General features: G+C 42.8%; 21 protein-coding genes. 14 read left to right on the plus strand and 7 right to left on the minus strand.

Annotated elements, in window-relative coordinates:
• Positions 1-76: 76 nt before the first annotated feature.
• The 11 genes from MAMP_RS04510 (at position 77) to MAMP_RS04560 (ending at position 11,552) form a co-directional block, all read left to right on the plus strand.
• A complete protein-coding gene (locus MAMP_RS04510; protein ID WP_007144802.1) occupies positions 77-454 on the plus strand; it encodes a MerC domain-containing protein in 378 nt (125 codons plus the stop codon).
• Entirely contained in the window at positions 447-851 is a 405-nt protein-coding gene (locus tag MAMP_RS04515) for a TraR/DksA C4-type zinc finger protein (protein ID WP_007144803.1), read from the plus strand. The genes MAMP_RS04510 and MAMP_RS04515 overlap by 8 nt, the downstream gene beginning before the upstream one ends.
• Positions 835-2,043 carry a zinc metallochaperone GTPase ZigA gene (gene zigA, locus MAMP_RS04520; RefSeq protein WP_007144804.1) on the plus strand — a complete coding sequence of 403 codons (1,209 nt, stop codon included), beginning with the start codon at positions 835-837 and terminating at the stop codon, positions 2,041-2,043. Before MAMP_RS04515 ends, zigA begins: the two co-directional genes overlap by 17 nt.
• Positions 2,040-2,696 (plus strand): DUF1826 domain-containing protein, encoded by a 657-nt coding sequence (locus MAMP_RS04525; protein ID WP_007144805.1) that lies wholly within the window; start codon positions 2,040-2,042, stop codon positions 2,694-2,696. Before zigA ends, MAMP_RS04525 begins: the two co-directional genes overlap by 4 nt.
• 125 nt (positions 2,697-2,821) lie before the next feature.
• Entirely contained in the window at positions 2,822-3,274 is a 453-nt protein-coding gene (locus tag MAMP_RS04530; RefSeq protein WP_040576392.1) for a Fur family transcriptional regulator, read from the plus strand.
• 104 nt (positions 3,275-3,378) lie between these two features.
• On the plus strand, positions 3,379-4,080 hold the full coding sequence (locus MAMP_RS04535) for an ABC transporter ATP-binding protein (protein ID WP_040576190.1): 702 nt from the start codon (positions 3,379-3,381) through the stop codon (positions 4,078-4,080).
• 16 nt (positions 4,081-4,096) lie between these two features.
• Complete coding sequence (locus tag MAMP_RS04540) at positions 4,097-6,091, plus strand: TonB-dependent receptor (RefSeq protein ID WP_007144808.1); 1,995 nt, start codon at positions 4,097-4,099, stop codon at positions 6,089-6,091.
• 13 nt (positions 6,092-6,104) lie between these two features.
• Entirely contained in the window at positions 6,105-7,523 is a 1,419-nt protein-coding gene (locus MAMP_RS04545; protein ID WP_007144809.1) for an ABC transporter permease, read from the plus strand.
• Positions 7,520-8,887, plus strand: coding sequence for a DUF3526 domain-containing protein (locus tag MAMP_RS04550; RefSeq protein WP_007144810.1), 1,368 nt, complete (start codon positions 7,520-7,522; stop codon positions 8,885-8,887). Before MAMP_RS04545 ends, MAMP_RS04550 begins: the two co-directional genes overlap by 4 nt.
• The gene (locus MAMP_RS04555; RefSeq protein WP_007144811.1) at positions 8,877-9,884 is read left to right on the plus strand and encodes a CobW family GTP-binding protein; all 1,008 of its coding nucleotides are present in this window, start codon (positions 8,877-8,879) and stop codon (positions 9,882-9,884) included. The genes MAMP_RS04550 and MAMP_RS04555 overlap by 11 nt, the downstream gene beginning before the upstream one ends.
• A gap of 6 nt (positions 9,885-9,890) precedes the next feature.
• Entirely contained in the window at positions 9,891-11,552 is a 1,662-nt protein-coding gene (locus MAMP_RS04560) for a formylmethanofuran dehydrogenase subunit A (protein ID WP_007144812.1), read from the plus strand.
• A 49-nt stretch (positions 11,553-11,601) separates the two neighbouring features.
• On the opposite strand, the gene MAMP_RS04565 is transcribed toward MAMP_RS04560, so the two are convergent.
• The 6 genes from MAMP_RS04565 to MAMP_RS04590 form a co-directional block, all read right to left on the minus strand.
• Complete coding sequence (locus MAMP_RS04565; RefSeq protein ID WP_007144813.1) at positions 11,602-14,040, minus strand: TonB-dependent receptor; 2,439 nt, start codon at positions 14,038-14,040, stop codon at positions 11,602-11,604.
• 78 nt (positions 14,041-14,118) lie between these two features.
• Entirely contained in the window at positions 14,119-15,102 is a 984-nt protein-coding gene (locus MAMP_RS04570) for a FecR family protein (protein ID WP_007144814.1), read from the minus strand.
• Positions 15,103-15,104: 2 nt separating this feature from the next.
• On the minus strand, positions 15,105-15,623 hold the full coding sequence (locus MAMP_RS04575) for a sigma-70 family RNA polymerase sigma factor (RefSeq protein ID WP_007144815.1): 519 nt from the start codon (positions 15,621-15,623) through the stop codon (positions 15,105-15,107).
• Positions 15,624-15,715: 92 nt separating this feature from the next.
• Positions 15,716-16,837, minus strand: coding sequence for a PQQ-dependent sugar dehydrogenase (locus MAMP_RS04580; protein ID WP_050797517.1), 1,122 nt, complete (start codon positions 16,835-16,837; stop codon positions 15,716-15,718).
• Positions 16,838-16,856: 19 nt separating this feature from the next.
• Positions 16,857-18,473 carry a protein adenylyltransferase SelO gene (locus MAMP_RS04585; RefSeq protein ID WP_007144817.1) on the minus strand — a complete coding sequence of 539 codons (1,617 nt, stop codon included), beginning with the start codon at positions 18,471-18,473 and terminating at the stop codon, positions 16,857-16,859.
• Between the two features lie 69 nt (positions 18,474-18,542).
• A complete protein-coding gene (locus MAMP_RS04590) occupies positions 18,543-19,556 on the minus strand; it encodes a metal-dependent hydrolase (RefSeq protein ID WP_007144818.1) in 1,014 nt (337 codons plus the stop codon).
• A 145-nt stretch (positions 19,557-19,701) separates the two neighbouring features.
• Between MAMP_RS04590 and MAMP_RS04595 the strand changes: the two genes are divergently transcribed.
• The 3 genes from MAMP_RS04595 to MAMP_RS04605 all read left to right on the plus strand — a co-directional run bounded on the left by MAMP_RS04595 (position 19,702) and on the right by MAMP_RS04605 (position 23,625).
• Positions 19,702-21,294 carry a tetratricopeptide repeat protein gene (locus tag MAMP_RS04595; RefSeq protein ID WP_007144819.1) on the plus strand — a complete coding sequence of 531 codons (1,593 nt, stop codon included), beginning with the start codon at positions 19,702-19,704 and terminating at the stop codon, positions 21,292-21,294.
• 34 nt (positions 21,295-21,328) lie between these two features.
• A complete protein-coding gene (locus MAMP_RS04600; RefSeq protein ID WP_007144820.1) occupies positions 21,329-23,026 on the plus strand; it encodes a PglL family O-oligosaccharyltransferase in 1,698 nt (565 codons plus the stop codon).
• A 161-nt stretch (positions 23,027-23,187) separates the two neighbouring features.
• Positions 23,188-23,625 (plus strand): pilin, encoded by a 438-nt coding sequence (locus MAMP_RS04605; protein ID WP_007144821.1) that lies wholly within the window; start codon positions 23,188-23,190, stop codon positions 23,623-23,625.
• A 73-nt stretch (positions 23,626-23,698) separates the two neighbouring features.
• Here the strand turns inward: MAMP_RS04605 and metG are convergent, their stop codons facing one another.
• A complete protein-coding gene (metG, locus tag MAMP_RS04610) occupies positions 23,699-25,726 on the minus strand; it encodes a methionine--tRNA ligase (protein ID WP_007144822.1) in 2,028 nt (675 codons plus the stop codon).
• Positions 25,727-25,877: the final 151 nt, after the last annotated feature.

The following is a 25,877-nucleotide window of genomic DNA, read 5'->3' on the forward strand; positions in this document are numbered from 1 at the left end:
GTTTGAATCATGAATTTTATTGCATCTGCTATTTTTTAACAATATGATACGATATATCATAAATTAAGAAGTGCTTATGAAAGACAATATTGCAATTGCTTGTTCAGGCTTATGCTTAGTGCATTGTGTTATTACATCGATGTTGATGGGGTTAGCGGCATTAGGTGCTGTCAGTGCCTGGCTGGACTCACCCTGGATACATCAGGTGATGTTAGTACCGGTTATCTTATTTGCTCTGTTGAGCTTACCTTTTGCCTATATCAAGCATGGTAATCACGTACCCATGATTCTAGTGGTTCTGGGAATCAGTGCCATGGTGTCGACCTTTTTTCTGCCCGAGCATTATGAGTTCTGGATTACGATTCCTTCGGCGCTGGCGATTATGAGTGGGCATTTCTGGAATCGTAAGTTAGTCACTAAAAAATCCTTAGTGATGGAGCCAAGTAATGGATGAAGAAGCCTTGTTGGCTATGGACCAGGCTGACTATATGAATGCTGAGCAGTTAGCTTTTTTTGATGCCAGGTTGCTTGAGTTGAGGCAAGAGACACTGGATGAAATTGAAGCATCAAAGGTGGACATTAACTATGAAAGAGTCAGTGATGTATCGGATCGAGCGACTCTGGAAGAAGAGGCTCAGCTTGCATTAAGACTGGCCGATCGTAAGCGTCAGCTGATTCCTAAAATTGACAAAGCCAGGCAGCGGATACGCCAGGGAGATTACGGCTATTGCATAGAAAGTGGTGAACCGATTGGCATAGCACGGCTATTGATTAGGCCAACGGCAGAATACAGTACCGATATCAAGAATATAAATGAAAAAAGAGAACGACGTTATGAAGACAAACGATAAGCGCCTGCCAGTGACTGTTTTGTCAGGTTTTCTTGGCGCAGGCAAAACCACCGTACTCAACCATATCCTGAATAATCGTGAGGGTAGGAAAGTCGCGGTTATTGTGAATGATATGAGTGAAATTAATATTGATGCTCAGCAATTAAATAACGAAGTGGATTTTAATCGGGCAGAAGAAAAGCTGGTTGAAATGAGCAATGGCTGTATTTGCTGCACTTTACGTGAGGATTTGCTGATTGAAGTCAAACGTTTGGCAGATGAAGGTCGGTTTGATTATTTGGTGATTGAATCAACCGGTATATCCGAACCCTTACCCGTCGCCGAGACGTTTACCTTTGCCGATGAAGAAGGGGAGAGTTTATCGACGATTGCCCGGTTAGATACGATGGTAACGGTGGTCGATGCCGTCAATTTTTTAAAAGATTTTCGTGAAGCGCAGTTATTACAAGATACTGGCGAACATCTCGGTGAAGACGATATGCGTAGTGTGGCGGATCTGTTAATAGAACAAGTCGAATTCTGCGACGTAATTCTAATCAGTAAAACTGACTTATGTAGCACCGCAGAGTTGAATGAGCTGACATCCATACTGAGAAGCTTAAATACGCTTGCCGAAATTATTCCCCTGAAACATGGCCAGGTGCCACTGGAAAAAGTCCTGGCTACACATAAGTTTGATTTTGATAAAGCGTCACAAGCGCCAGGCTGGTTACAAGAGGCTCGTGGTGAGCATATTCCTGAAACGCAAGAATATGGCATTAGTAGTTTTTCATATACAGCACGCAAGCCTTTTCATCCGCAGAAGTTTTATGAGTTTCTGCATCAGGAGTGGCCGTGTGGAAAGTTAATCCGTTCTAAGGGATATTTCTGGTTAGCCAGTCGCCCGCAGTTTGCCGGGCAATGGAATCAGGCCGGTGGTATTGCCCATCATGGTTTCGCGGGTATGTTCTGGAAGGCTGTCCCTACTGAACGTTGGCCACAAGATGATGAATCAATTGAAATCATTATGGAAAACTGGCAAGAACCCTTTGGTGATATGCGTCAGGAGTTGGTTTTTATTGGACAGAATCTCAATGAAACACAGGTCAAAAAGCAATTAGATGCTTGCTTATTAACGGATGAAGAACTATTAGCGGGTAAGTCAATGTGGCAGACATTACCTGACCCATTTCCAGCGTGGCAAATGCAATGACAGCATTAAAAAGGCAAGAGGTTAATTTATCAAATAACATTAACAATGTATCTGAAGTATATGATTTGTCATGTATATATGGTGAAAATGTTAACTTGGCTTTATGGCGCAGAAATATAAGTACAGCATTGCTTGATGATATTGCTGGCTTAGTGAATACCCATTCAAGTTTTGCACTCAGGGCAGTGTTGAAACCCAGTGAAGTGAAAGAATGGTTAAGAGCGTCACTAAAACAACAGGCATTTACTGCACTGGAAAATGATATGACATTTCTGGCGGAAGTGTTTGCAGATTTATTTGATTTAACGCATGTCGGCTTAAGACTGGAGTTGTTAAATAAAACAATGTGCCCACGCTTTCATGTCGATAAATTATTATGTCGTCTGGTCACAACCTATACTGGTGGGACAACACAGTGGTTACTGGAAGATAATGTCGATAGAGACAGGCTTGGTGCAGGAGCGAATGGTCAGCCTGATGAAAGCTCAGGCATTTATTGGCATGAAGATGCTATACAAAAAGCCATGGCAGGTGATGTTTTGCTAATGAAGGGGCAGGGTTGGCCTGAGTCCAGAGTGGGCGGTTTAGTTCATCGATCGCCACTAGCCAGTCCAGATAACCGACGTTTGTTTCTCGGTATTGATTTCGCGTAGGAGTAATTCATAGTCTATTTCGGAGTTAATTCCTGATAGGATGGTTAACTGTTAAAATTCCGTTATGATTGACCTGTCATCGTTAATGTTCGCGCCTGATGACCGCTACACTTTCAAGTGATGTTATGGATAAAGAGAAAGCAATAAATCAAGCTGAAAAAAGTTGTATGGAGCATGGAGGCAAACTGACACCTAAACGTAAAGTGGTGTTGGAGCTTCTTCTTGAAAATGCTCATCCTCAGTCTGCCTATGAACTCGCTGATCTCTATCAGCAAAAATTGGGTGAAAAAATTCCAGCAATGTCAGTGTATCGAATGCTCGAATTTCTTATTGAGCAGGGCCTGGTTCATAAATTGGCTTCAACCAATAAATTTCTAGCTTGTTCTCATATTACTTGCACACATAAACACGAAACACCACAGTTTTTGATTTGTGATAATTGCCAGTCAGTCAGTGAAGTCGGGATCGATACCAAGCTTATCGAAGCACTAGAAAAAAGTATTCAACAAAATCATTTTCAATTAAACAGCCCCCAGTTGGAATTACATGGGCTATGTGAACACTGTCAGCAACAATAAAGAACCCAGAAACGCTGGGTTTTATTTATAATTAAGTTTGATATGATATATCAATATTTTGAGAATGATTATCAAATAATAATACGTTATGGACACGAAACTACATGTTAGAAGTCAGTAATTTGAACAAATATTATGGAAAGAACCATGCTGTAAATGAGTTGAATTTTACAGTAGCATCTGGGGAAATTTTATGCCTATTGGGCGCTAATGGTGCTGGAAAAACCACTACACTCAATATGTTATTAGGATTTATTAAACCAGATTCTGGTCATGCTGTTCTGGATGGTATCGATATGTATCATCAGCGGGCAGAGTGCCGTGAGCAGATGATGTATATCCCCGAAAATGTTCATCTCTATCCCAGTTTTACTGCCGTAGAAAATATCAGCTATCTCGCTGAGCTTGCCGGTGTAAAAGTTATTCGGGCAGATATTAAGGATGTGCTGCTTAGAACAGGGATTACTGAAGCACAATTAGAGCGAAAGATCGGTAGTTTTTCTAAAGGCATGAGACAAAAGGTCGCAATTGCCTTTGCACTGCTAAAACATGCCAAATTAGTTTTGATGGATGAACCCACATCAGGGTTGGATCCTGTTGCTACTCAAGAATTTATCGAAGTAGTGAAGACGATCAAACAACGCGGTACTGCGGTTTTGATTGTCACCCATGACCTGCTATGTGCTCATCAATTAGCCGACCAGATCGGAATTATGAGTCATGGGCAATTAAAACAACTTATAAAAAATGATGACTTGACGTTACCTTGTTTGACAGAAAAATACTTTGAGCAATTTTCAGCTTAATTTAAGGATTATTTTAGTGAAAAAAACACTTCCTTCAACACTGGTTGTGACAAGTTTATTCCCAGTACTTCTCATGGCTGATAGCGATATACCTGCTGAAATTGCTCCGATGGTTGTTACAAGTGATGCGCCTGATTATGTGAAAGATAATCTGGCGGGTTCTGTGGATGAAATAAGCAAAGAAGAGATTCAGATACAACAAGTGACTAATGTGATGGAGTTATTTACGCGTGTGCCTGGTGTGTATTTGGCTCGCTATAATCAAGGCATTGTTGACTCTGAAATCGGTATTAGAGGGTTTTCTGCTGAGGGAACGACACCTCATGCGGCGACACTGATAGACGGGATTCCATCTAATACACACTCTGGTTTCAGTGAAATGAATCAATTATTTCCAGCTGATATCAGTAATATTGATGTTTATAAAGGAAATAGTGATCCACGATATGGATTATTTAATATTGCCGGCAACTACAATATCGAAACACGTAGTGATATTGGCCGAGAGGTCACTGTAACTGCAGGTAGCTATAATGAAAAACAAGTTCAAGCCTATGCGGGCGAGCAGACTGGCGATTTAAGACATAATTATTTCTTTGGTTATCGCGACGCTGACGGCTATCGAGATAACGAAAAAACTGAAAAATACAGTGCTTCAGGCCGCTGGTTCTATGATTTTAATGATGATACCTCACTCGGTTTTATCGCACGTTTTTCAGGTATAGATGCCGATGCAGCCGGCTTTTTGGATCGTGACGTGGCAAAAACACACCCAACGCGATCAGCTGGTTATGCTGCCCAGGATGGTGGTGAAAAGCATACCAACTCATTTAGTTTGCACTTTGACCACGCTTTTTCGGATAGCCTTGACTGGTCATTAAAATCTTATTTCAATCATTATGAACGTGAGCGTTGGGTTAGATTTAAGCAAGATACCGCTTTGCAGAACAGAAATGATGAAGAAGATCATTATGGATTTATCACTACACTGAGCTGGGAAATTAATCCAGAATGGAAAGTTCAATGGGGAGCTGATGTTCAAAAGCAAGAAGTGTTAGAACAACGCTTCGGTACTGTCGGATTCCAACGCGAACGTGATCGTAGTGCAGTGAACCGTGATCGTCATTATGACTTTGTCAGCTACGGTAGTTATATACAGATCTCAAACTCTCCGGTTGACTGGTTATCCTGGAATGCTGCCATGCGTGCAGATCGACTGCGTGGTGAGTACTGGGATAAGGATCTGAATTCAATCAGTAAAAACGAACGCAATATCTATGATTTTGGCACCATTGTTCAGCCTAAATTGAATGTGTTTATTTATCCGACAGATGATGTCACCGTGTTTTTTAATTATGGCCAAAGCTTCCAGCATCCGGTTGGAAAAAATGCCTACACAGCTGGCGACACTTCAGCACGTGATGTGTCGATGAATGATGGCTGGGAGCTGGGCAGTAAATGGGAGGCTCTATCAACTTTAGCGTTGAGTCTTTCTTACTGGGAGCAGCGAGCCAGTGATGAATATATACAACTAGTTGATGGCTCTTTTAGCAATGTGGGTAAAACCCTGCGTCAGGGCGTGGATGTGGGCTTTAGCTGGCAGGCTAATATGCAAACAACGGTTTGGGGTAATGTTTCAAAAATAGAATCAGAAATTCAAACACCTGGCGCAACGGATGGTAATCAGTTAATTGGTGTACCAGATTATACGGCCTCAGTTGGTGTAAATTATCAGCTCACACCAAAGCTAATGTGGCAAACCACGCTGGATTCGCAAAGTGGTAGTTATGTGAACTCAGCTAATGAAGGCAGAAAGTTTGGTAAATACAACCTCGTTAATACCAGTCTGAACTATGACGCGGGCTGGGGCGATATTAATTTCCGAGTCAATAATTTATTCAATGAATATTATGAATATGTTTACGACTGGGGCACTGATGGTACTGATACGATTCATTCCCCCGGAAATGGTGTGAATGCATCATTGTCTGTTTCATATCGCTTTAAGTAAGTAGGTCAGTAAAATGGTTTTTTATATTGCTCGTCATGAGCTTAGCGAGTTATGGCGACATAAAACGTTAAAAATTTTACTGCCATTGCTGATCTCTCTCACCTTGCTGGTCGCTGTCAGTCACTGGCAGCAACAGCAGGATTTTATAGCGGTTCAGCAACAATGGCAGCAAACCAACGATGAAAAGTGGGAGGCTCAGCCTGATCGTCATCCACACCGAGCTGCACATTATGGGGCGATGGTGTTTCGCGTTATTTCTCCACTGAGTTTTATGGATGCTGGTGTGAATCCATTTGTGGGCAATGTGTTGTTTCTGGAAGCACACCGACAAAACAGCAGCCAGTTCAAACAGTATCTGAGTAGTCACAGTTATATGCAGTTGGGTTATTTATCCGGGGCGACCTTGATATTAGTGGTGTGGCCATTGGTACTGATTGCTCTGGCCTATAAGAGCATTAGTGGTGAGCGTCAGCAGGGCACACTGCGTCAAATTATCTCACTGGGTGTGAGTTTCAGGCAGATGATTGTCGGTAAAGCGCTGGCATTTTTATTTATCTCATTACTTTTCCTGGCATTGGTGTTTTCCGTCGCTGCTATCTTTTTAGTGATGGCTGCAGTAGAGGCCGATGTCTATGTTCGTTTTGCTATGTTATTTGTGTTGTATTTTCTGTATTGCGTGATATGGGTCAGCCTTATCCTTTTCGTTTCAACGCTGTCTCGCGCTAATAATCAAAGTCTCTCAACATCCTTACTGTTGTGGTTAGTGATGGTGGTGGTTTTACCAAAACTGGCCTATGCCGTTGCTGAGTGGCGTTATCCATTACCCGATAATGCGGTGTTTGATATTCAGACTGCTCAGGCCGTTGCCAAAGTCGGGGACTCTCATGATCCGGATGATCCGTATTTCAATGATTTTCGTGAGCAAACATTAAAAAAATATGGTGTTGAACGTGTTGAGGATTTACCGGTGAATTGGAAGGGCTTATTGATGCAGGAAGGTGAGCGTATTACCAGCGAAGTCTTTGAAGAGCAGTATGGACAGCTTTTAAACCAGATAGCTAAGCAAAATGCCTGGGTGTCACGCTGGTCACTGTTCTCGCCTTTTTTAGTGACAAGTCGTTTATCTAACCTGATGAGTGCGACCAGTTACCAGCAGATCAGACAATACGAACAAGCCGCTGAAGCCTATCGTTATCAGTTGATTCAGTCATTGAATGATTTACATATCAACGAAGTGGATATGGCACATGATAATAGTGACCATCGGATCTCCAAATCTCATTGGGCTGAGCTTGCAGAGTTTGACTATCAGCCAGCTAAATTAGATGAGGAGTGGACATTTATGTCATCGTCAGCTGCCATGATTGTACTTTGGTTGCTGAGTTTATTGGCAGCGATTATGGTTATTAGGCCGAAGGTGACCTTAGTATGAGTCTGTTTTCTTTTGAATTGAAACTGTTTTGGACGAATCGGCTGAACAAATGGTTGTTACTGACTTATCTCGTTGCTGGTGTGATTGCCATTGCGTTAAGTCAGGCAAAAATTGAACGTGAACTCGACCATTACCAATTTTCTCAAGCCCATTATCAGGATGATATTCAACATTATCGTGATCAGTATGATAAAAACCAGCTTCTTCCGGGCTATATGGGCTATTACTTATTTCATCCTGTGTCACAAACGCCGCAAGCCTGGTCTGCCATATTTCGTGGTGAACTTGATGAAACTGCGACGCATCTTCGGGTAAGGTTGTTAGGCTTACAAAGTCAGGTCAATGCAACTGCGCCAGGCAATGTGGATGCTCAACGGTTTGGGCAGTTTGACTTGTCCTTTCTCTGGTTATATCTGATGCCATTACTGATTGCGGCAATGAGTATCAATGTTTTAGCAGATGAAAAAAATACCGGTCGCTGGCCCATGTTAGTTGCTCAGGTCCCCAAAGGCACCCGCTTAATCTTTAGAAAAATGACAATACCGGCGTTGATGGTACTGATCGTCAATATAGTTTTGTTAGTTGTTGCCACGCTAATCACTTCAATCAGTCTTGATAGCAATTGGTTTGGCGTATTAGCTCAGATCATCTTGTATCAGCTGTGCTGGTGGTTTATTTGTGGCTGGATTGTATTTCTGAATAAAGAAGCCAGTTTTAACTATCTGTCATTTATTACTATCTGGCTGGTGTTTACCTTTGTGGTACCCGGTTTAGCTTATCTTTATCAGATTCAACAACAGGATGCCGGTAAAGATGCGGCTATTGTATTTGAACAGCGTCAGTATATGAATGATAGCTGGGATAAAGATAAAAAAGCGGATTTTGCTGCGTATCTTGCTCTGTTTCCCCAATGGACTCCTACGGCACCATTGGGTGATGATGAATTTGATTGGCGTTGGTATTACGGGCAGCAACAAATGAGTGATGTGATTGTGGCTGATTTAGTTAGTCAGCGCCATCAGACACAGTTAGCGAGCTATCAACAAGGGCAAGCCTTTTCCTGGTTTTCGCCAGTGATGAGTATGCAATATGGTTTTAATCGTTTAGCCAATGCTGACACGCTGGCCAAGCTCGATTTTAATCAGCAGATTGAACAGTACCATCAACAAATACGTCATTTTTTCTGGTCAATTTATTTTCCTGACAAAGCTTTCGAAGAAGCAGACTTTGATGAAATTCCTGCGTTTAATTACAGCAGTAATATCGGATCAGGTTTATGGCAAAGCCTGCTGAAACTACTTGTGATAACTGCTGTATTTGCTGCCTTGATGTGGCAACAGCTACACCGGTTTCATGAGCACTAAACCGCTGAGAAGAGTCCCGACCAACATCATTACCGGCTTTTTGGGCGTGGGTAAAACCACGTCCATTAATCATTTATTGGCAAAAAAGCCAGTCTCTGAACGCTGGGCTGTATTAGTGAATGAATTTGGACAGATAGGACTGGATAAAACGCTGCTCGAAGCGGAGTCAGCTTCGCCTGGTTTACTCATTAAGGAAGTCCCTGGCGGGTGTATGTGTTGTAGTGCTGGCTTGCCTGTCACAGTGGCATTAAACCAGATTTTACGTGAAGTAAAACCCGATAGATTATTGATTGAACCGAGTGGGCTAGGGCATCCGAAAGAAATTCTCGAGATACTCTCTGGTCAGCAATATCAGAATTGGATTGAGTTAGGCGCGACGATTACCTTAGTTGATGCCCGTCATTTCAATGATGAACGTTACACAACTCATAACATCTTTTTGCAGCAACTAGCGGTGGCTGACCTGATTGTCGTCAATAAATACGATAAGCAAAATCCGGCTGACTTGCTTCAGATGCAGACTGTTTTAGCTCAGTCTGAAGCTCAGGCCACTCCAATACAGATGACTGAGTGGGGGCAATTATCTCCTTCATGGCTGGATATACCATCCTTATTTAAACGCGCCATCTGGCAACAAGTGACTCAGACAAAACAACAGCAGGACGTTATCAATCAATATTCAGAAGCTGGCATTGTGGTTTATGAGCACCAAAAAGAGAGCTGGGCTAGCCTTGGGTTTCGTTTCGATAGTCGACATCAATTTGATGAGGCGGCGTTATTGCATTTTTGTGGGCAGCTGAACGTAGCGCGTATTAAAGCTGTTGTAAGTACTCAATTTGGCACACTTTTTATCAACCAGGTGAACACGGAGCTTAATTTTAACCAAGGCGATGCCCTGTTAACCGAGAGTCTGATCGAATTTATCAGCATCACTGCGTTATCAACGGAAGCTATAAAAGCCGGATTATCAGACTGTCTTATTCTCAAGCATCAGTGAGGTTTTATGTATTCGTGTATAAAAAATGCCCGTGCCTATGATCCTGTTCAAAACTGGCATGGGGAGATACGTGATATCTGGTTCAGAGATGACAGAATCTGTAACGCACCCGCTATAGAGCAACAGCAGAAAGCCACTATTTATGATGTGAATGGTGACATCGTGATGGCGGGAGGGATTGATATTCATAGCCATATCGCTGGTGGCAATGTGAATACGGCACGATTACTCCTGCCTGAACAGCACCGGAATCACTTAATGAGACAAGCAGCAACACCTTTTGCCAATGCACGCTGGTCGTCGTTTGAAACTGGTTATAAATACACTGAGATGGGCTATAGCATGGTGGTAGAGCCTGCCATGTTGCCAGTAAATGCGCCACAAGTGCATGCCGAATTTGCTGATATTCCTATTATTGACACTGCAGCCCTGGCCATCCTCGGTAGTGATGATTTATTGGTCAATTTAATCAGGCAGGGAGGCAGTCAATCACAAATCAATGATTATGTGGCTTGGATGCTACATAAAACAAAGGCTTTGGGATTGAAGGTGATCAACGCCGGTGGTTCACAGGCATTTAAAGATGGTGCCGAGACATTCAATCTGGATGATGTGTTGACTGATTACAGTATTTCGTCTCGTCAGTTATTACAAACCCTACAAACAGCTGCGGTTCAGACCGGCTTACCGCATCCTGTTCATGTTCATTGTAATAATTTAGGTACACCAGGCAACATTCAGACGATTGTGGATACGATGGAAGCTGCACAGGGATTGCCTATGCATTTGGCGCATGTGCAGTTTTATGGTTATGGCAACGAAGGTAAATTTGGCTTTTCTTCAGCGGCGGCGCAATTGATGGCAGCGTTTAATCGCTATCCCAATATTACGATGGACGTCGGGCAAGTGTTGTTTGGTCAAACAGTGACGTTATCAGGTGACGTCATGGCTCAGTTTGCTCGCCGTGGTGATGCCAGCCCGAATAAATGGCACGTCTGGCATGCTGAGAATGAGGGTAGTGGCGGTATTGTGCCTTATCAGTATAAACAAACCAGTTTTGTGAATGGTTTGCAGTGGGCGATAGGTCTGGAGATTTTCTTATTATCTGAAGATCCATGGCGACTCTTCTTTACCACTGATCACCCTAATGGCGCGCCATTTACCCGTTACCCTGATCTTCTCCATTTATTGATGAGCTATGACTATCGTATGGCTTGCCTGGAAAATCTGCATCCTGAAATTACCGAGATGACCTTGTTAAAAGATTTGAAAAAAGAATTCAGTTTGTATGAGATAGCCATCATGACGCGAGCTGCGCCTGCGCGTTTATTGGGGCAAAAAGATAGAGGCACATTACAAGTAGGGGCCAGAGCCGATATTGCAGTTTATCGTGAGCGAGAGGATAAATCGGCTATGTTCCGCCATGCAGAAAAAGTGTTTAAGAATGGTCAACTGGTGCTTGATGAAGGTCGGGTAATACAACGCACAAACGGCAGCACGGTTACAGCCTCTGTGGGCTTTAATCAGGAAATTGAAGATACGATACAAGATTACTTTGATCGCTTTTACACGATGAAACTCAGTCACTACGGCATCACCGATGCCTTTATGGAAGAGCAGTATAGGGATTATTTGGCGACTAAGGTATCAGGACAATATTCCGCCTGAGATTAATGATTAAAGGGCATAGCTGGGGACTATGCCCTTTAATTTTTCTTTAGAAGTCCAGACGCAACCCACCAAAGACCGTTCTTGGTGCTCCTACAGAGATGCGATATGCGCCGCCGGAGGCTGTGTAGTATTTTTCATCCGTGATATTTTTTACGCCTAAGTCTACTCTTAGAGTTGAACTGCCAATAGCCGGGAAGTAATACCAAATACCGGCATCAACCAGTGTGTAGTCACCTAAATCAAAACTATGCTCGCTATCACCATAGCGATTACCGACATGGGTAATACCACCGCCAATACCAAATCCACTTAAAGGATTATCGACGCCTTGGAACTCGTAACTTGTCCATAGATTAGCGGTATGTTCTGGCACATTAGTGGGACGGTTACCATTGGTTTCAGTATCTTCGCTGACAATTTCGGCATTAAGTAACCCGAGTGATGCTCGGATATTCCAGCCAGAAACTGGGCTTCCGGCAACACTGAATTCGACACCATTGGTATCAATGCCGCCAGTTAACTCAGCTTCGCCATTAACACTTTCATAGACATTGTTTTGTTTAATATCAAAATACGCCATAGTCAGCAGAAGTCTGTCACCAAAGGTTGACCACTTTACACCCGCCTCGTATTGTCTGCCTTCCTGTGGTGGCAGGGCAGTTTGTTGCTGTTGACCCGTATAAACATTTTGCGCCATGAACGTATCGGCATAAGATGTATAGAGGGATACTTCTGGAATAACGTTCCAGACAACCCCAGCACTTTTTGTGAATTTACTATCATGCGGTGTATCGGCTGAGGTGACGACACCTGAACTGAGTACACGACGTTCAAAATCTGCCGAATAAAACTCTTCTCGAAAGCCTAGCGTGATGGTGATCTCATCAGAAGCTTGCATATCAAGCTGAGCGAATGGGCCGTATGACTTCATATTGACATCACGATGATTAAGGCTAGTTACTACAATGTCATTAATTAGGGGATAACTGTTTGGACTGGCAACGGTCCCACCCGTTTGAGCACTACCGGCAAAGTTAATCCATTCTTCGTCTTGCTCGTGATATTCAACACCCGTTACAAGCTTCATTGGCAGGAATAAATCAAATTCTCCTCGGGCCTGTAAACGAGCGAAGAAAGTATTTAATTCACGATCTATGTTACCTTGAACACCTCGTGTTATTGTTCCATCGGTTGCTACCCCCCCAACTTCAACATGAGTATCGTCGGCTTTTTCACTGTTATAAAACAGTTTGGATTCGATATTCCAACCGCTTTGTTTGATGGGGAAAATCGTATCGATTTCTACCAGATTCGATTCTACCTCATTAAAGCTGAAACCGGCGTCATAACTTGTATCGCTAGATACATCAGCAATTTTCCGTTTGCCATTTGCTAATGGAACCGTGATAACACCACGATCAAACGAACGCTTTTCTTTACTGTATTCATAATTCACATTGATATATTCGCCTTCATCACCAAACCACGAGAGTGAACTGGATAAAAAGCGTCTGTCGATATCTGAGTTGTCGCGGAAGGTTTCACTGTCTTCCCATGAACCAGTGACTCGATATGCCAGATTATGGCTATCAGCGATTGCGCCTGTTGAGTCAAAGACAGCACGTTGCTGACCATACTCATCAAAGCTGGTTGAGAGATGATTTTCATTCTCTAGCTGAGGTTTTTTAGTGATAATGTTAACAAGCCCCCCCGGCATCATTTGTCCTATATCTGCCACGGGGCCTTTGATAATTTGAATATTGTCGACAGTGGCGGGATCGATACGTCGGCCTGTTTTGAGGCGAACACCGTTGCGGTAAATGTCTGCAGGTCGTCTGAAGCCCCTGATAAGATAGTCTTCACGGGTGCCGCCATACCCGTCAGAGTTGACCACGTTTGGTGATAACTTATACACATCTTCCATTTCACGCGCTTGTGAATCTAATAACAGTTGTTCAGGGATAATATCGACACTGCGCGCCATTTCTGTCACATCTTTAGCAATGCGAGTGCCTGTTTTAACTTCACGACTGTCATAACGAAATTGGGGTGTTCCCATCACCATTAATGCCTCTAGATTAACCGATTGAGGACGGTTATCAGCAACAGTCATTTGTTGCTCTGGCGATCGTTTTTTTTCTAAATAATAGCTATTGTCAGCAGATTTGCTGAACGTGAGTCCGGTGCCAGCCAGAATCATGTTTAACCCTTGTTCGGTTGCATAGTCACCGGACAGGCCTTGACTGGATTTACCGCTGGTTAATGCGGCATCTGCTGAGAGTAAAATCCCGGCACGGCTGGCGAATTGGTTTAATACCAATGCTAAATCGCCTTGTTGAATTTCATAATGTTGCTGAGCGTTGTCGGCAAAAACGCTCTGAGGCTGGTATAACAAACTTCCACTCAGAACGATGGAGCTTAAAAGGAGCTGACGGGCTTTGCGTCGTTTATTGATCAGTGCCGCAGCCATCTTTTGGTTTTTCATCTTTTTCCTCATCTGCTTTAGTGTCTTTGATAGCTATGCCGGACAGCAGCGGAAAAAGGGAAGTAAATCATAAAAAAATTAACGGGTTTTATCGATACGCCATATTTTTTTGTTGACCTGCCAGATATGCACGGGCAATGAGTGCTCAACGGCCGTTAACACTCTGGGAATATTATTGAGCGGGTAGCTGCCCATCAGTCGTAGGGTATTGAGTTCGTCTGGACAGATAATCATCGATTCCTGGTAACGATTGAGCTCAATAACAAAGTCACACAGGGGCATATCATTGGCGAGCAATATGCCGTTGGTCCAGGCTTCATTGACCGGATCGACAGGCAATGAGTTTGTCAGTATCTTTTGTTGATTAAAAATGGTTTGTTCACCAGCTTGGGTGATGACCGCCGTTGGCTGTTGGCTTGGCGCTGTTTTTACAGAACCTTCGAAAACGCTCAGCGAGGTTTTATTATTTTCATAACGAACATTGAAACGCGTACCTAGGGCTGTGAGCCGGCCATCCTTTGTATCTACTACCAATGGACGATGATGATATTCCTTATCTTTACCACTGCTAATGAATATTTCACCTTTATGTAAGATGATTTGACGTAAATCAGCACTGAATTGAGTATCGACACTGCTATTTGTATTAAGCCAGAGCTGAGTGCCATCAGCTAAGCGAATCATACGTGTTTCTCCCACGGCTGTCTGGAAATGACTTTTATCTATTTCTGAATAAAAAGGAGTGAAAAAAGAGAAAGTTAAAAGGGAAACGATGATGACCAGTACAGCACTGAAAAGAGAGGTCGTTTTAGAGGCAAAAAACCGCGAGGGTGTCTGTTTAATAACGTATTGTGATGTAGATGAGTTTGCCGCTTGATTAAATTCTGCCTGAATACCTTCTATTTGTTCCCAGGCCAGTTGATTAGCTGGGCACTGCGATAGCCATTCCCGCCATTTTTGTTGATCTTCTCTGCTGACATTTTCGCTTTGTAATATGGCGAACCAGGTTGAAGCTTCCTGTAATACCTGATCTTCAATAACGGCCTGATGTTTGGGATGCATATTTATGAATAGGCGTTTTTAACACGTAAGCATTGCAACATGGCATCAGCCATATACGTTTTGATTGTGCGTTCGGAAACACCGAGTTTGTCACTGATTTGCCGATAGGTAAGGCCTTCTATCTGAGATAAAATAAAGGCATCATGAACAGGCTTTTTCATATTTGCTAATAAGCTGACTAACTCCATCAATGTGTCTAAAGCGATAGCACGGTGTTCTTCAGATGGGCAAAGCTCTTCCGGATATAAAGCCAGTGCTTCGAGATAGGCTTGCTCAACATGCTGGCGGCGCCAGTGATCATTAACCAGGCCGTGTGCGATGGTGGTCAGATATGCGCGTGGCTGTTTAAGTTCATTAATCGTTTCAGGTTTAAGCAATAATCTGACAAATGTCGATTGCACCAGATCACGTGCTAACTCATCACATTGAAGCTTGTTACGTAGCCAACGATGTAGCCAGCTCTTATGCTCAATATAGAGAGCAGTGACTTCTTTATCCTCTTGATAGGTAAGATTGTTCAAGACTGGCCTTAATGTTAATGTGAATTATTATCATTATTTATTAAGGCTTGCTGACTGTCAAACTATGAGGTTTTAAGTCGTCGTCATTATATTTATTCTGTTTTTGGGGAAATCCGGTAGATATCACCAGAGTCAGTACTGATCAGCAATGCACCATCGGGCATTTCAATGACATTTCGTATTCTGCGGGATAACGTGTTCAATAAACGCTGCTCGTCAACTGCTTCGTTTTTATCATTCAGCGTGACAATATTCAGGTGTTGTAAGCTGAGTGCGCCGATGATGAGTTTTCCATGCCATTGTGGAAATAAGGTGCCCTGATATTGGATAAGACTGCTCGGTGCGATGGAGGGGATATAGGTTTTAATGGGCTGTTCCATACCTTCCTCGTGAGTACCATGTCCCACAGAAAGCGGTGCCCAGTATTCTTTTCCATAAGAAATTTCAGGCCAGCCATAATTTTTGCCGACTTCGATTAAATTGATTTCATCGCCACCACGGGGGCCATGTTCAATTTCCCATAACTGCTGGGTTTGCTGGTTATAAAACAGACCCTGAGGATTTCGGTGACCATAACTCCAGATTTCCGGCAGGGCTTCATTTTTGCCAACGAAGGGGTTATCCGCTGGCGCCGTCCCATCCATATTGAGGCGTAGAATCGTGCCGGCATGAGTCATTAAGTTCTGCGCATTGGGACGTTCACCGCGTTCGCCGACTGACAGGAAAATATGGCCCTTGCCGTCAAACGTAATGCGTCCACCATAGTGTACATCGTTACCGGTACGCGATTGTGTCACCAGTAATTCCTGCCAATGGGTGAGAGCGTTGTTTTCAATTTTAGCTCTAGCCAGTGTAGTGGCACCTTCGTCATCCACATCTTTGGCGTAACTCAGATAAATCCAGCCTGTTTTTTCATAGTCTGGTGAGCGTTTGACATCGAATAAACCGCCTTGACCCTGCACCAGAATATCGACGGGTAAGCCGGTAATTTCATGTAATCGTTTTGTATCCTGATGAAATTGATACAAGTGTCCATCGCGCTGGCTGATCAGCAAAACATTATCATTCAGATAATCCATGCCCCATGCGACAGGAATATCAGACAGTATTTTTTCAATATTAAGATCTTTATCCCGACTGATATCGGCAGCAACAAATGAGCTGCTAATGAGAAAAGCGAAAGCGGAGAGCGTCTTGACCAGGTTCACTGTCATTTCCTTAATAAATTACAGACTATGAACTACATGAGAGCATAGAGCAGCCGGGTTTGTTCCTGGCCCAGTCAGGACGTTTTGCTGCATAGCTTTCATATTGTGGTTGTTCATCATAGGGGCGACGCATTACCTCCATAAGCTCATTGATTAGGCTTGGGTCGCCTTGTTCCGCTTTATCGATGGCAAGCTGCGACAAATAGTTACGCAAAACATATTTGGGGTTAACAGCGTTCATCTTTGTTTTACGTTTTTCGTCACTGATGCCTTCTTCCTCAACACGTTTGAGATAATCTCTGACCCAGTTGGCGATGTCTTTTTTATCTGCCTGACTGAGTGCATCAGGTGAATAAAAAGCCACCATTAAGGGTGAGAGAAGCTCATCATCGGTTTTATTTTTATCAGTGACGTTTACATCAGCGAGGTGCCGATAGAACAAGGTCATATCGGTTTCGGTGAGTTGCATAACGCGATTTAGATCCTGATGTAAGGCTTCATCTGCAGGCTTAAATTCAGCCAAACCTAATTTATCGGCACGCATTTGTTGCCATTTATCTGTATAGACAGTGACATAGTCATTCAGAATATTTCTCAAAGCTTCAGCATCATCAATCAGTGGATAGATGGCGTTAGCCATTTGCAATAGATTCCATTGGGCAATTTGTGGTTGGGCACCAAAACGATAACGCTTACCGGTTGCGTCAGTGGTGTTGGGCGTCCAGTTGGGATCGTAGTCATCAATCCAGCCATAAGGGCCGTAATCGATAGTCAGGCCGAGCACGGATGTGTTATCTGTATTAAACACACCATGCACAAAACCCACTCGCATCCAATCAACCACCATATCGGCTGTGCGTTCACAGATTTCTCGGAACCAATCTAAGTAGCTCTGTTTACTTGGCGCACCTAAGTGAGGATAAAACGTATCAATGGTGTAATCGACCAAGGTTTTTAAGGTTTCGCTGTCGCCACGGGCACTAAATATTTCATAACTGCCCAGACGCAGAAAAGAGGGCGCAACTCGGCAGACCACTGCCCCCGGTTCGCTCTGTGGCCGGCCATCATAAAACATATCCCGAATCACATCGTCACCTGTGGTGATAAGGCTCAATGCTCGGGTGGTTGGCACGCCAAGATGGTACATGGCTTCACTACATAAAAACTCACGTACGGATGAACGTAACACGGCCAGACCATCAGCAGTACGTGAGTAGGGCGTTTCCCCTGAACCTTTAAGTTGCAAGCTCCAGCGTTGTCCTGACTCTCCAATAACTTCACCCAAATTGATGGCACGACCATCGCCTAGCTGGCCAGCCCAATTACCAAACTGGTGACCGCCATAACATTGGGCATGGGGTTGCATGCCTTCAAGTTGTTGGTTGCCGACAAAAACCTGCTTGAATAAGTCGCTGTGACAATCCTCATCATTGAGTCCAAGTTCTTCGGACATTTCCGCTGAGTAGGCCATCAACGTCGGTGATGTTGCTTTTCTTGGTGTGACATAGGAAAAGCAAGCGCCAAGCACTTGTCGGCGGAAGTTGCCTGTTTCTGCATCAGCAGGTAAACGCTGAATAAATTGATTATCAAACTGCCAGTTAAGCAGGCCATTTGTGGTATTGCTTTCATTTGTCTGTGTCATGACACCATTACACCAAAATTAGGAGAAACAAAAAACCTGTTAAACGTATTGTTAATCAACGAAAAAATACTAATTTGACTGAGGATTAAATTCGACAGCAGGGTTCCATATCCGTTGCCAGACCCAGCGAGCCCCTTCCTCACGGTGATTGCTGGTTGCGAATCGGTTCGGGATGCTGGGTATGTATTGGTGCTGACCTTTTTCAGCGATGTTAAAGCGGAAAAAATAACTCGGCTCCATCCCCATGCGTAAATCTGAAGCCACGATATGATCACCTTGCAGCTCGAGTTTGAATAAGCCGTTGGTGAACCAGTCTATGCGCTTATAGCTTGGGTAATGATCCACTTTACCGATGAGTTCGGCACCACGTTGGTACGTATTTAACATGATGGGGTGACGACCCTCGAATACAGAATGAAAACCCTCAAAGTAGTGTTCATCATTGACGGCAATCACTCGCCACAAAAGGGTATTAAAAGCAGTTGCAGAGACTTGCATCTGATCGACCTCAATACCTTGCTCAGCAAAAGCGCTTTCAGCTTGATGTTCAACCCACTGTTGAGCAAGTAGTCCCCATGTTAGATACACACAGCTAAAAGCAAAGGTATAACGCATGAGTTTCGCACTGATGATTTTATCTGGTGCGATTAATACTGCTAAAAAACCAATTAAAAGCGGGATGGAGTAGGTCGGATCAATAATGAACACACTGCCACCAGAAACCGGACTCGGCATTAACGGCCAGAATAATTGCGTGCCATAGACGGTGAGTGCATCCAGCCCTGAATGGGTAATTAAGGCCAACCAGGTCATCAAAAACCAGCTGAAGTAGCTAAAGGTTTTATCAAAACGATGCAATAAGATCGCGAGTAGAGGAGCGACTGCCGTCTGGACAAACCAGGAATGACTCCAACTTCGGTGCATTGTCATTGAAGCCAGATCAGTCTCATGGGGAATAAAGATATCTAAATCGGGTAACACGGCAATTGCCGCTCCCCATAACACCGCTTTTCGTGGGGATTTTTTACCAGCAACCATATAACCTACGGCACCGCCGAGTAATGCTTGTGTTACTGTATCCATCTGATTTTTATAACCTTAAAATATGTAAGTTGATTAATGTGAGATTTTACGTTTTGCCAACGGTTGCGGGAAAATATTCCCTGGGCTACATTCGGCTATCTTAAATGATATCCATAACCTCTGAATTCAAGACGCTGAGCTCAATATGAAAAAGAACGCGCCCCTAAGACAAATATCTCAAGCAGAAATTCAACCCATCCTCAATGCGTTAAATTCAGGTCAGTTAGCGATGGCGGAAGCCATCTCGAAAAAACTGCTTAAACAGTTTCCTAATGCGTTTGTTTTACACAACCTCTATGGCAATGCCTTAGCGGGACAAAATAAAACAAAAGAAGCGGTTGAGGCTTTTCGTAAGGCGATAAAAATTGATCCCAGTATTGCCGAAATGCATTTTAATCTAGCGGCGCTTCTCACCAATATGAACCGTCATGAAGAAGCTATCCAGAGTTATAAAAAAGCCGTCAGTCTTAAACCGAATCTCGTCGATGCTTATTATAATATGGGCATCGCTCATCAAGCCTTAAAGCAATACCTGCAGGCAAGCCAAAATTATCAAAAAGCGATTGAGCTTGAGCCGGGCTTTTATGAAGCCATGGTAAATCTGGGCGTTGTTTTGCAAGAACAGGGCATGTTGATTGAAGCCATCAACACATACAATAAGGCTTTACATATTCATAACGATGCACAGATTTATTTCAACCTCGGCACAGCCTACAAAAATCAAGGTAAATTAGGTGAGGCCATAGCTGCCTATAACAAGGCATTAGAACTTAATCCCGATTATGCCGATGTGCATCGCAGTGTTGGGGAAGTCTTGCGTGATCAAGGCCGATATGACGAATCGGTTGCTGCCTATAAACGTGCATTAGAACTCAATCCTGATTTACCGATGGCTAACTACAGTCTGGCTGTGTATCTTTATGATAGTGGTGATTTGCAGGGTGCCTTGGAGCATTTCCAACGCTCTCAATACGCTGATTGGCAGGAGCGATCCTTATATTGTCTTTATAAAACAGGGCAGTTTGAGAAGTTTAAGAACGGCCTTGATGCATTAAAGCGAAGTAAAGACAACTCGCCATTTTTAGCGACATTAGCCGGGCATTATGCTGAAAACTTTGGCACCGAGAATGACTACAATTTCTGTAAAAATCCACTGGATTTTGTGTTTCATACCGAAATCCCCGAGCTTAAAAACAATAGCGAGTTTTTAAACCAGCTTTTACAAGATATTCATACCTGCGATGTGGATGAAAAGTCTCAGGGACGACTATACAATGGTGTGCAATCTTCCGGTAATTTATTTAAACGCCCCGAAGCATCATTCAGGCAACTGGCAGAATATGTTGCTCAAGCAGTAGAACTATATCGTCAGACTTTTGCCGGAGAAAACTGTCAGTTCGTTAAAGCTTTCCCGAAAACCACCGAGTTCGCCAGTTCCTGGTATGTGAAAATGAAAAGTGGTGGTCATCTGACCTCTCATATTCATGAAGAAGGCTGGGTCAGTGGCTCGCTGTATTTATCATTACCCAAAAATAAACAGCATGAACATGAGGGAAGTATCGAGCTAAGCACCCATGGTGATGACTATCCCAAAAAACACGATAACTTCCCCACCAAAACCATTGCTCCGGAAGTTGGTGACTTGGTGATGTTTCCCTCATCCTGTTTCCATCGCACCATTCCATTCAGCTCAGATGAAGAACGTATTTGTATTGCGTTTGATTTGAAACCGATGTGATAGCGAATTAAAAAAGCCAAAAGGATATTGCTTAATGCAAAACCAACGATTATCACCCAGTAGAATACTTGAAGGTCTACTGTTTTTATTATTTGTTATTTCGCCGTTTTACATTAAATCGAGTATTGGTGGTACGGGTTTTGATTTACCGTTTAATATTTCGGTTTGGTTTGCTGCAACATTAGTGATTGGCTTTATGCTCTGGCATGTTGCCAGTAGTGACACCATCACCTTACCCAAAAATTATCTTTATTTGTTGATGCTGCCAGCCGGCATTCTATTGTCTGCAGTCATAGCCGGTGTGGTTGATCCTGTAACGTGGTTATTCAGAATTTTATATATCCTTGCCGGTGTTATTTTTTTGTTTGGTTTGTTTCAGTTCAAGAGTTTGTCTGTTGAGCAGGTACTGTTTTTTATTGTTGTATCGGGGCTGTTTGTTTCCATATATGGTGTTGTTGAGATTCATCAATGGCAAGATTTTATTGGGGATTGGTTACCTAGATCTAATGACAATTTACCAACCACTATTTTTCAGCAGGTAAATGTCACGGCTAGCTATCTAGCTACAGCAATATTAATTGCTATTTATCTGCTGTTTACTCAATCAGCTAATACTAAAAAACTGATTCAGTCGCTTCTTTATAGCACGATCATATTGGCTACTTATGTCTTGGTGTCATCAGGCTCAAGAACGGGGTTGCTATCACTGGGACTTGGTCTTATTTTTCTACTACTTGGTTTATTAAAATCTGTAATAGAACACAAAGCGAAGTTCAGTACTGTGATCGTAATTTTATTACTGGCGTCATGGGCTGGACAGGCTGGGTTCAACAGAACTGCTGATAAAACCTATAAATTAGTTAATGCAGAGAATTCAGAAGCCAGAGTGGTTATCTATCACGCTGCTCTTGACTCAATTCAATCGTCACCACTTGTTGGTCATGGTATAGGTAGTTATAAAAAAGAGTGGCTAGCTCACTCACCTGATTGGTATGAAGATTATTCAACTGTTGATATGCCTTATACATTGGGACATCCTCATAATGAATTATTAATGTGGGCGATTGAGGGAGGTATGTTAGCTGTTGTTGGTATTTTGATAGCGTTGATATCGACGATATGGTTCATAGCCCGCTTTTATGGGCTAACAAGCCTAGCCTATTTTTCATTGTTACTGCCAATATCAATGCACACTATGCTTGAACTGCCTTTTTATATTTCATCCTTGCATTGGTTTGTATGGTTATTTCTTATTTTTGTGACATTAAGAAATATCGTTATTGATAAAAATAATCAGCTTAGTCAGATGGCGAGATTCTCTATCAGAGGACTTAGTCTCATAGTAGGGTTGGTTTCATCCTTATTTTTATTACAAACTGCCCTAGCCCAGAAAGACATTATTGACTTTGTCTATGGACGAACAACTGAACAGCCACTTCAGCGGGCGTTGATAAATCCTTATTTTCAGGCTGAGGCTAGAGATATGGCGAACAGAAGCGTGCTTTACTATGCGATTGAAAATGGTGATAAACAAAAAATCATGCAACTGCTTAGTCAGTTTCAACAAGAGTTAGATATGAATCCTGACTTAAAATTATTTGAAGATGTCATTAACGGTTATGAGGCGATAAAGGATCAAGAAAAAAGCTGTTTTGTTGCTAAATGTGCATTAAAGATTTATCCATGGAATGGAGGCTTAGAGAAATACATAGCAACCTGCTCCAGAAAGTGACATAAAGTGTCACTTTATGACACTGGCTAACATATGTAATAAAAGAAGAGTTCAATCCATTGCTATAAGTGCATGAAAAATCAATGGAAGTACAGTTGGCACAATAACTGTATTAGTGAAGTTTAAGCGTAGTGCTTAATTTAAGAAATACGGAGATAAATATGAATAAAGTCCAACAAGGTTTTACATTAATCGAACTGATGATTGTTGTAGCTATCATCGGTATTTTGGCGGCTATTGCTTTACCTGCTTATCAGCAGTATACGGCTCGAGCCCAATTCTCTGAAGTTATATTATCTACTTCAGCAGCAAAAACAGCAGTAGAAGTATGTGCTCAAAGTACAGGTGCGACGACTACATGTGTTAGTGCTAGCGCTGGTCAGGTTAAAAAAGCAGTTGATGGTGCTACTGGTGGTCAATTTGTTAAAAGTCTAGAGGTTACAGCTCCTACTGCTACGACTGTTAAGATTACTGCCATTGGTGATGGTAATGCTCCTGTCGTAGATACTGACTATATTTTGAATGGAACGCTCTCGAAAGGTGCTGTTTCATGGTCCGTTGACAATGCTTCTGAATGTTTAGCAGAAGGGTTATGTTAATACGTGGTATTAGTGAGTTTATAAAAAAAGCCCCGCATTGCGGGGCTTTTTTTCGCCTGTAATAATGTGATATCTATTTCACTCTCATTCCCGGCTGAGCACCGTCATCTGGATTCAATATAAACAAATCCTTCCCACCAGGTCCTGCTGCCAAAACCATACCTTCTGATAAACCAAAACGCATTTTCCTTGGCACTAGGTTGGCGACCATGACGGTTAATTTACCGAGAAGGTCTTCTGGCGAGTAAGCCGATTTAATACCTGCAAATACCTGACGTTTACCCAGGCCTATGTCTAAAGTGAGTTTAAGCAGCTTATCTGCACCTTCCACATGTTCTGCATTGACGATTTTGGCAATACGTAAATCAATCTTGGCGAAGTCATCAAACTGGATTTCATCGGCTATGGGGTCAATATCTGTATTGCTTGCTGTTTGTTTCTCTGCCGGTTTTGTTTCTGTCATATTTTCTTTTGATTCTTCAATGATGGCATCGATTTTTTCTTTTTCGATACGTGTCATCAGAGGTGTAAATTTATTAATTGTATGACCAAGCAGTGGCGATGCGATATCAGCCCAGTTCAATGGTTTGATATTGAGGAAGGCTTCAGCTTGTTCAGCAGTTTTCGGTAATACCGGTTTTAAATAAGCGATTAATACACGGAATAAATTAATGCCCATACTGTAAATGGCTTGAACTTCTTGCTCTTTACCTTCTTCTTTGGCTAGCGCCCAAGGTTTCATTTCATCAATGTATTGGTTGGCACGATCAGCGAGCGCCATAATTTCACGCATGGCCTGACCAAACTCTCGTTTTTCGTAGCGTTCAGCTAATGCTTCGGCTTGATTGACAAAGCTATCAAACAAGTCCGCATCGGCTAGTAAATCACTTAACTGGCCATCACATTTTTTACTCAGATAACCGGCGCACCGGCTGGCGATATTGACGACTTTACCGACTAAGTCAGCATTAATTCGGGTTTGGAAGTCTTCCAGACTTAAGTCAATATCATCAATACCACTGCCGAGTTTGGCAGCAAAGTAATAACGTAGATATTCTGGGTCAAGATGATTCAAATAGGTACGTGCTTTGATAAAGGTGCCGCGAGATTTCGACATTTTCTTGCCATCGACGGTCAGGAAACCGTGTGCATAGATATTATCTGGTTGACGGAAACCTGCACCTTCTAGCATCGCCGGCCAGAACAGGGCATGGAAATAAATAATGTCTTTACCAATAAAGTGCACCATTTCGGTATCGCTGCCTGGTTTCATAAAGGAATCAAAATCAACGCCGGTACGATCACAGAAGTTTTTGAAACTGGCTAAATAGCCAATCGGCGCATCCATCCACACATAAAAGAATTTATTTTCTGTATCTGGAATTTCAAAACCAAAGTAGGGCGCGTCACGTGAAATGTCCCAGTCTTGCAAACCGCTATCAAACCATTCGCTGAGTTTACGTGTCACTTCTGGCTGAAGATGATCACTGTTGGTCCATTCTTTTAATGTTTTTTCAAAATTACCGAGTTTGAAAAAATAATGCTCGGATTCTTTGGTAATCGGCGTAGCGCCAGAGACAGCAGATACCGGGTTTTTGAGTTCGGTGGGTTCATAAGTGGCGCCACAGACTTCACAGTTATCACCATATTGATCGGCGGCACCACATTTTGGGCATTCACCGCGAATAAACCGATCGGGTAAGAACATTTCTTTTTCCGGATCGTAGGCTTGGCTAATGGTTCTGGCTTCAATATGACCCGCATCTCGGTTAGCAAGATAAATCTGACTGGCTAAGGCTCGGTTTTCATCGCTGTGGGTACTATGAAAGTTATCAAAGCCAATGTTGAACTCAGAAAAGTCAGCCTGATGCTCTTTGCTGACATCGCTAATCAGCTGTTCAGGTGTGATGCCTTCATTTTGAGCACGCAGCATAATCGGTGTGCCATGTGCGTCATCTGCGCAAACATAGAAGCATTGGTTGCCACGCATTTTCTGGAAACGTACCCAGACGTCAGTTTGGATGTATTCCACCATGTGGCCCAGATGTATTGAACCATTGGCATAAGGGAGAGCGCTGGTGACCAGAATTTTTCTTTGCATGTGTGAACCGAAATTAACCGTGAGAAAAACGATAAAAGATACCAGAATTAGGGTGTTTACACCACGTATCAGTCAGCTTTGTCGATGTGATTTATCCGTATGTTGAAAAGCATCAGGCTTTGCATTAGATTGAACCCAACACGCAATATCT

The organism is Methylophaga thalassica MP, from assembly GCF_000214595.1.
In the GTDB taxonomy this organism is placed as follows: Bacteria; Pseudomonadota; Gammaproteobacteria; order Nitrosococcales; family Methylophagaceae; genus Methylophaga; species Methylophaga thalassica.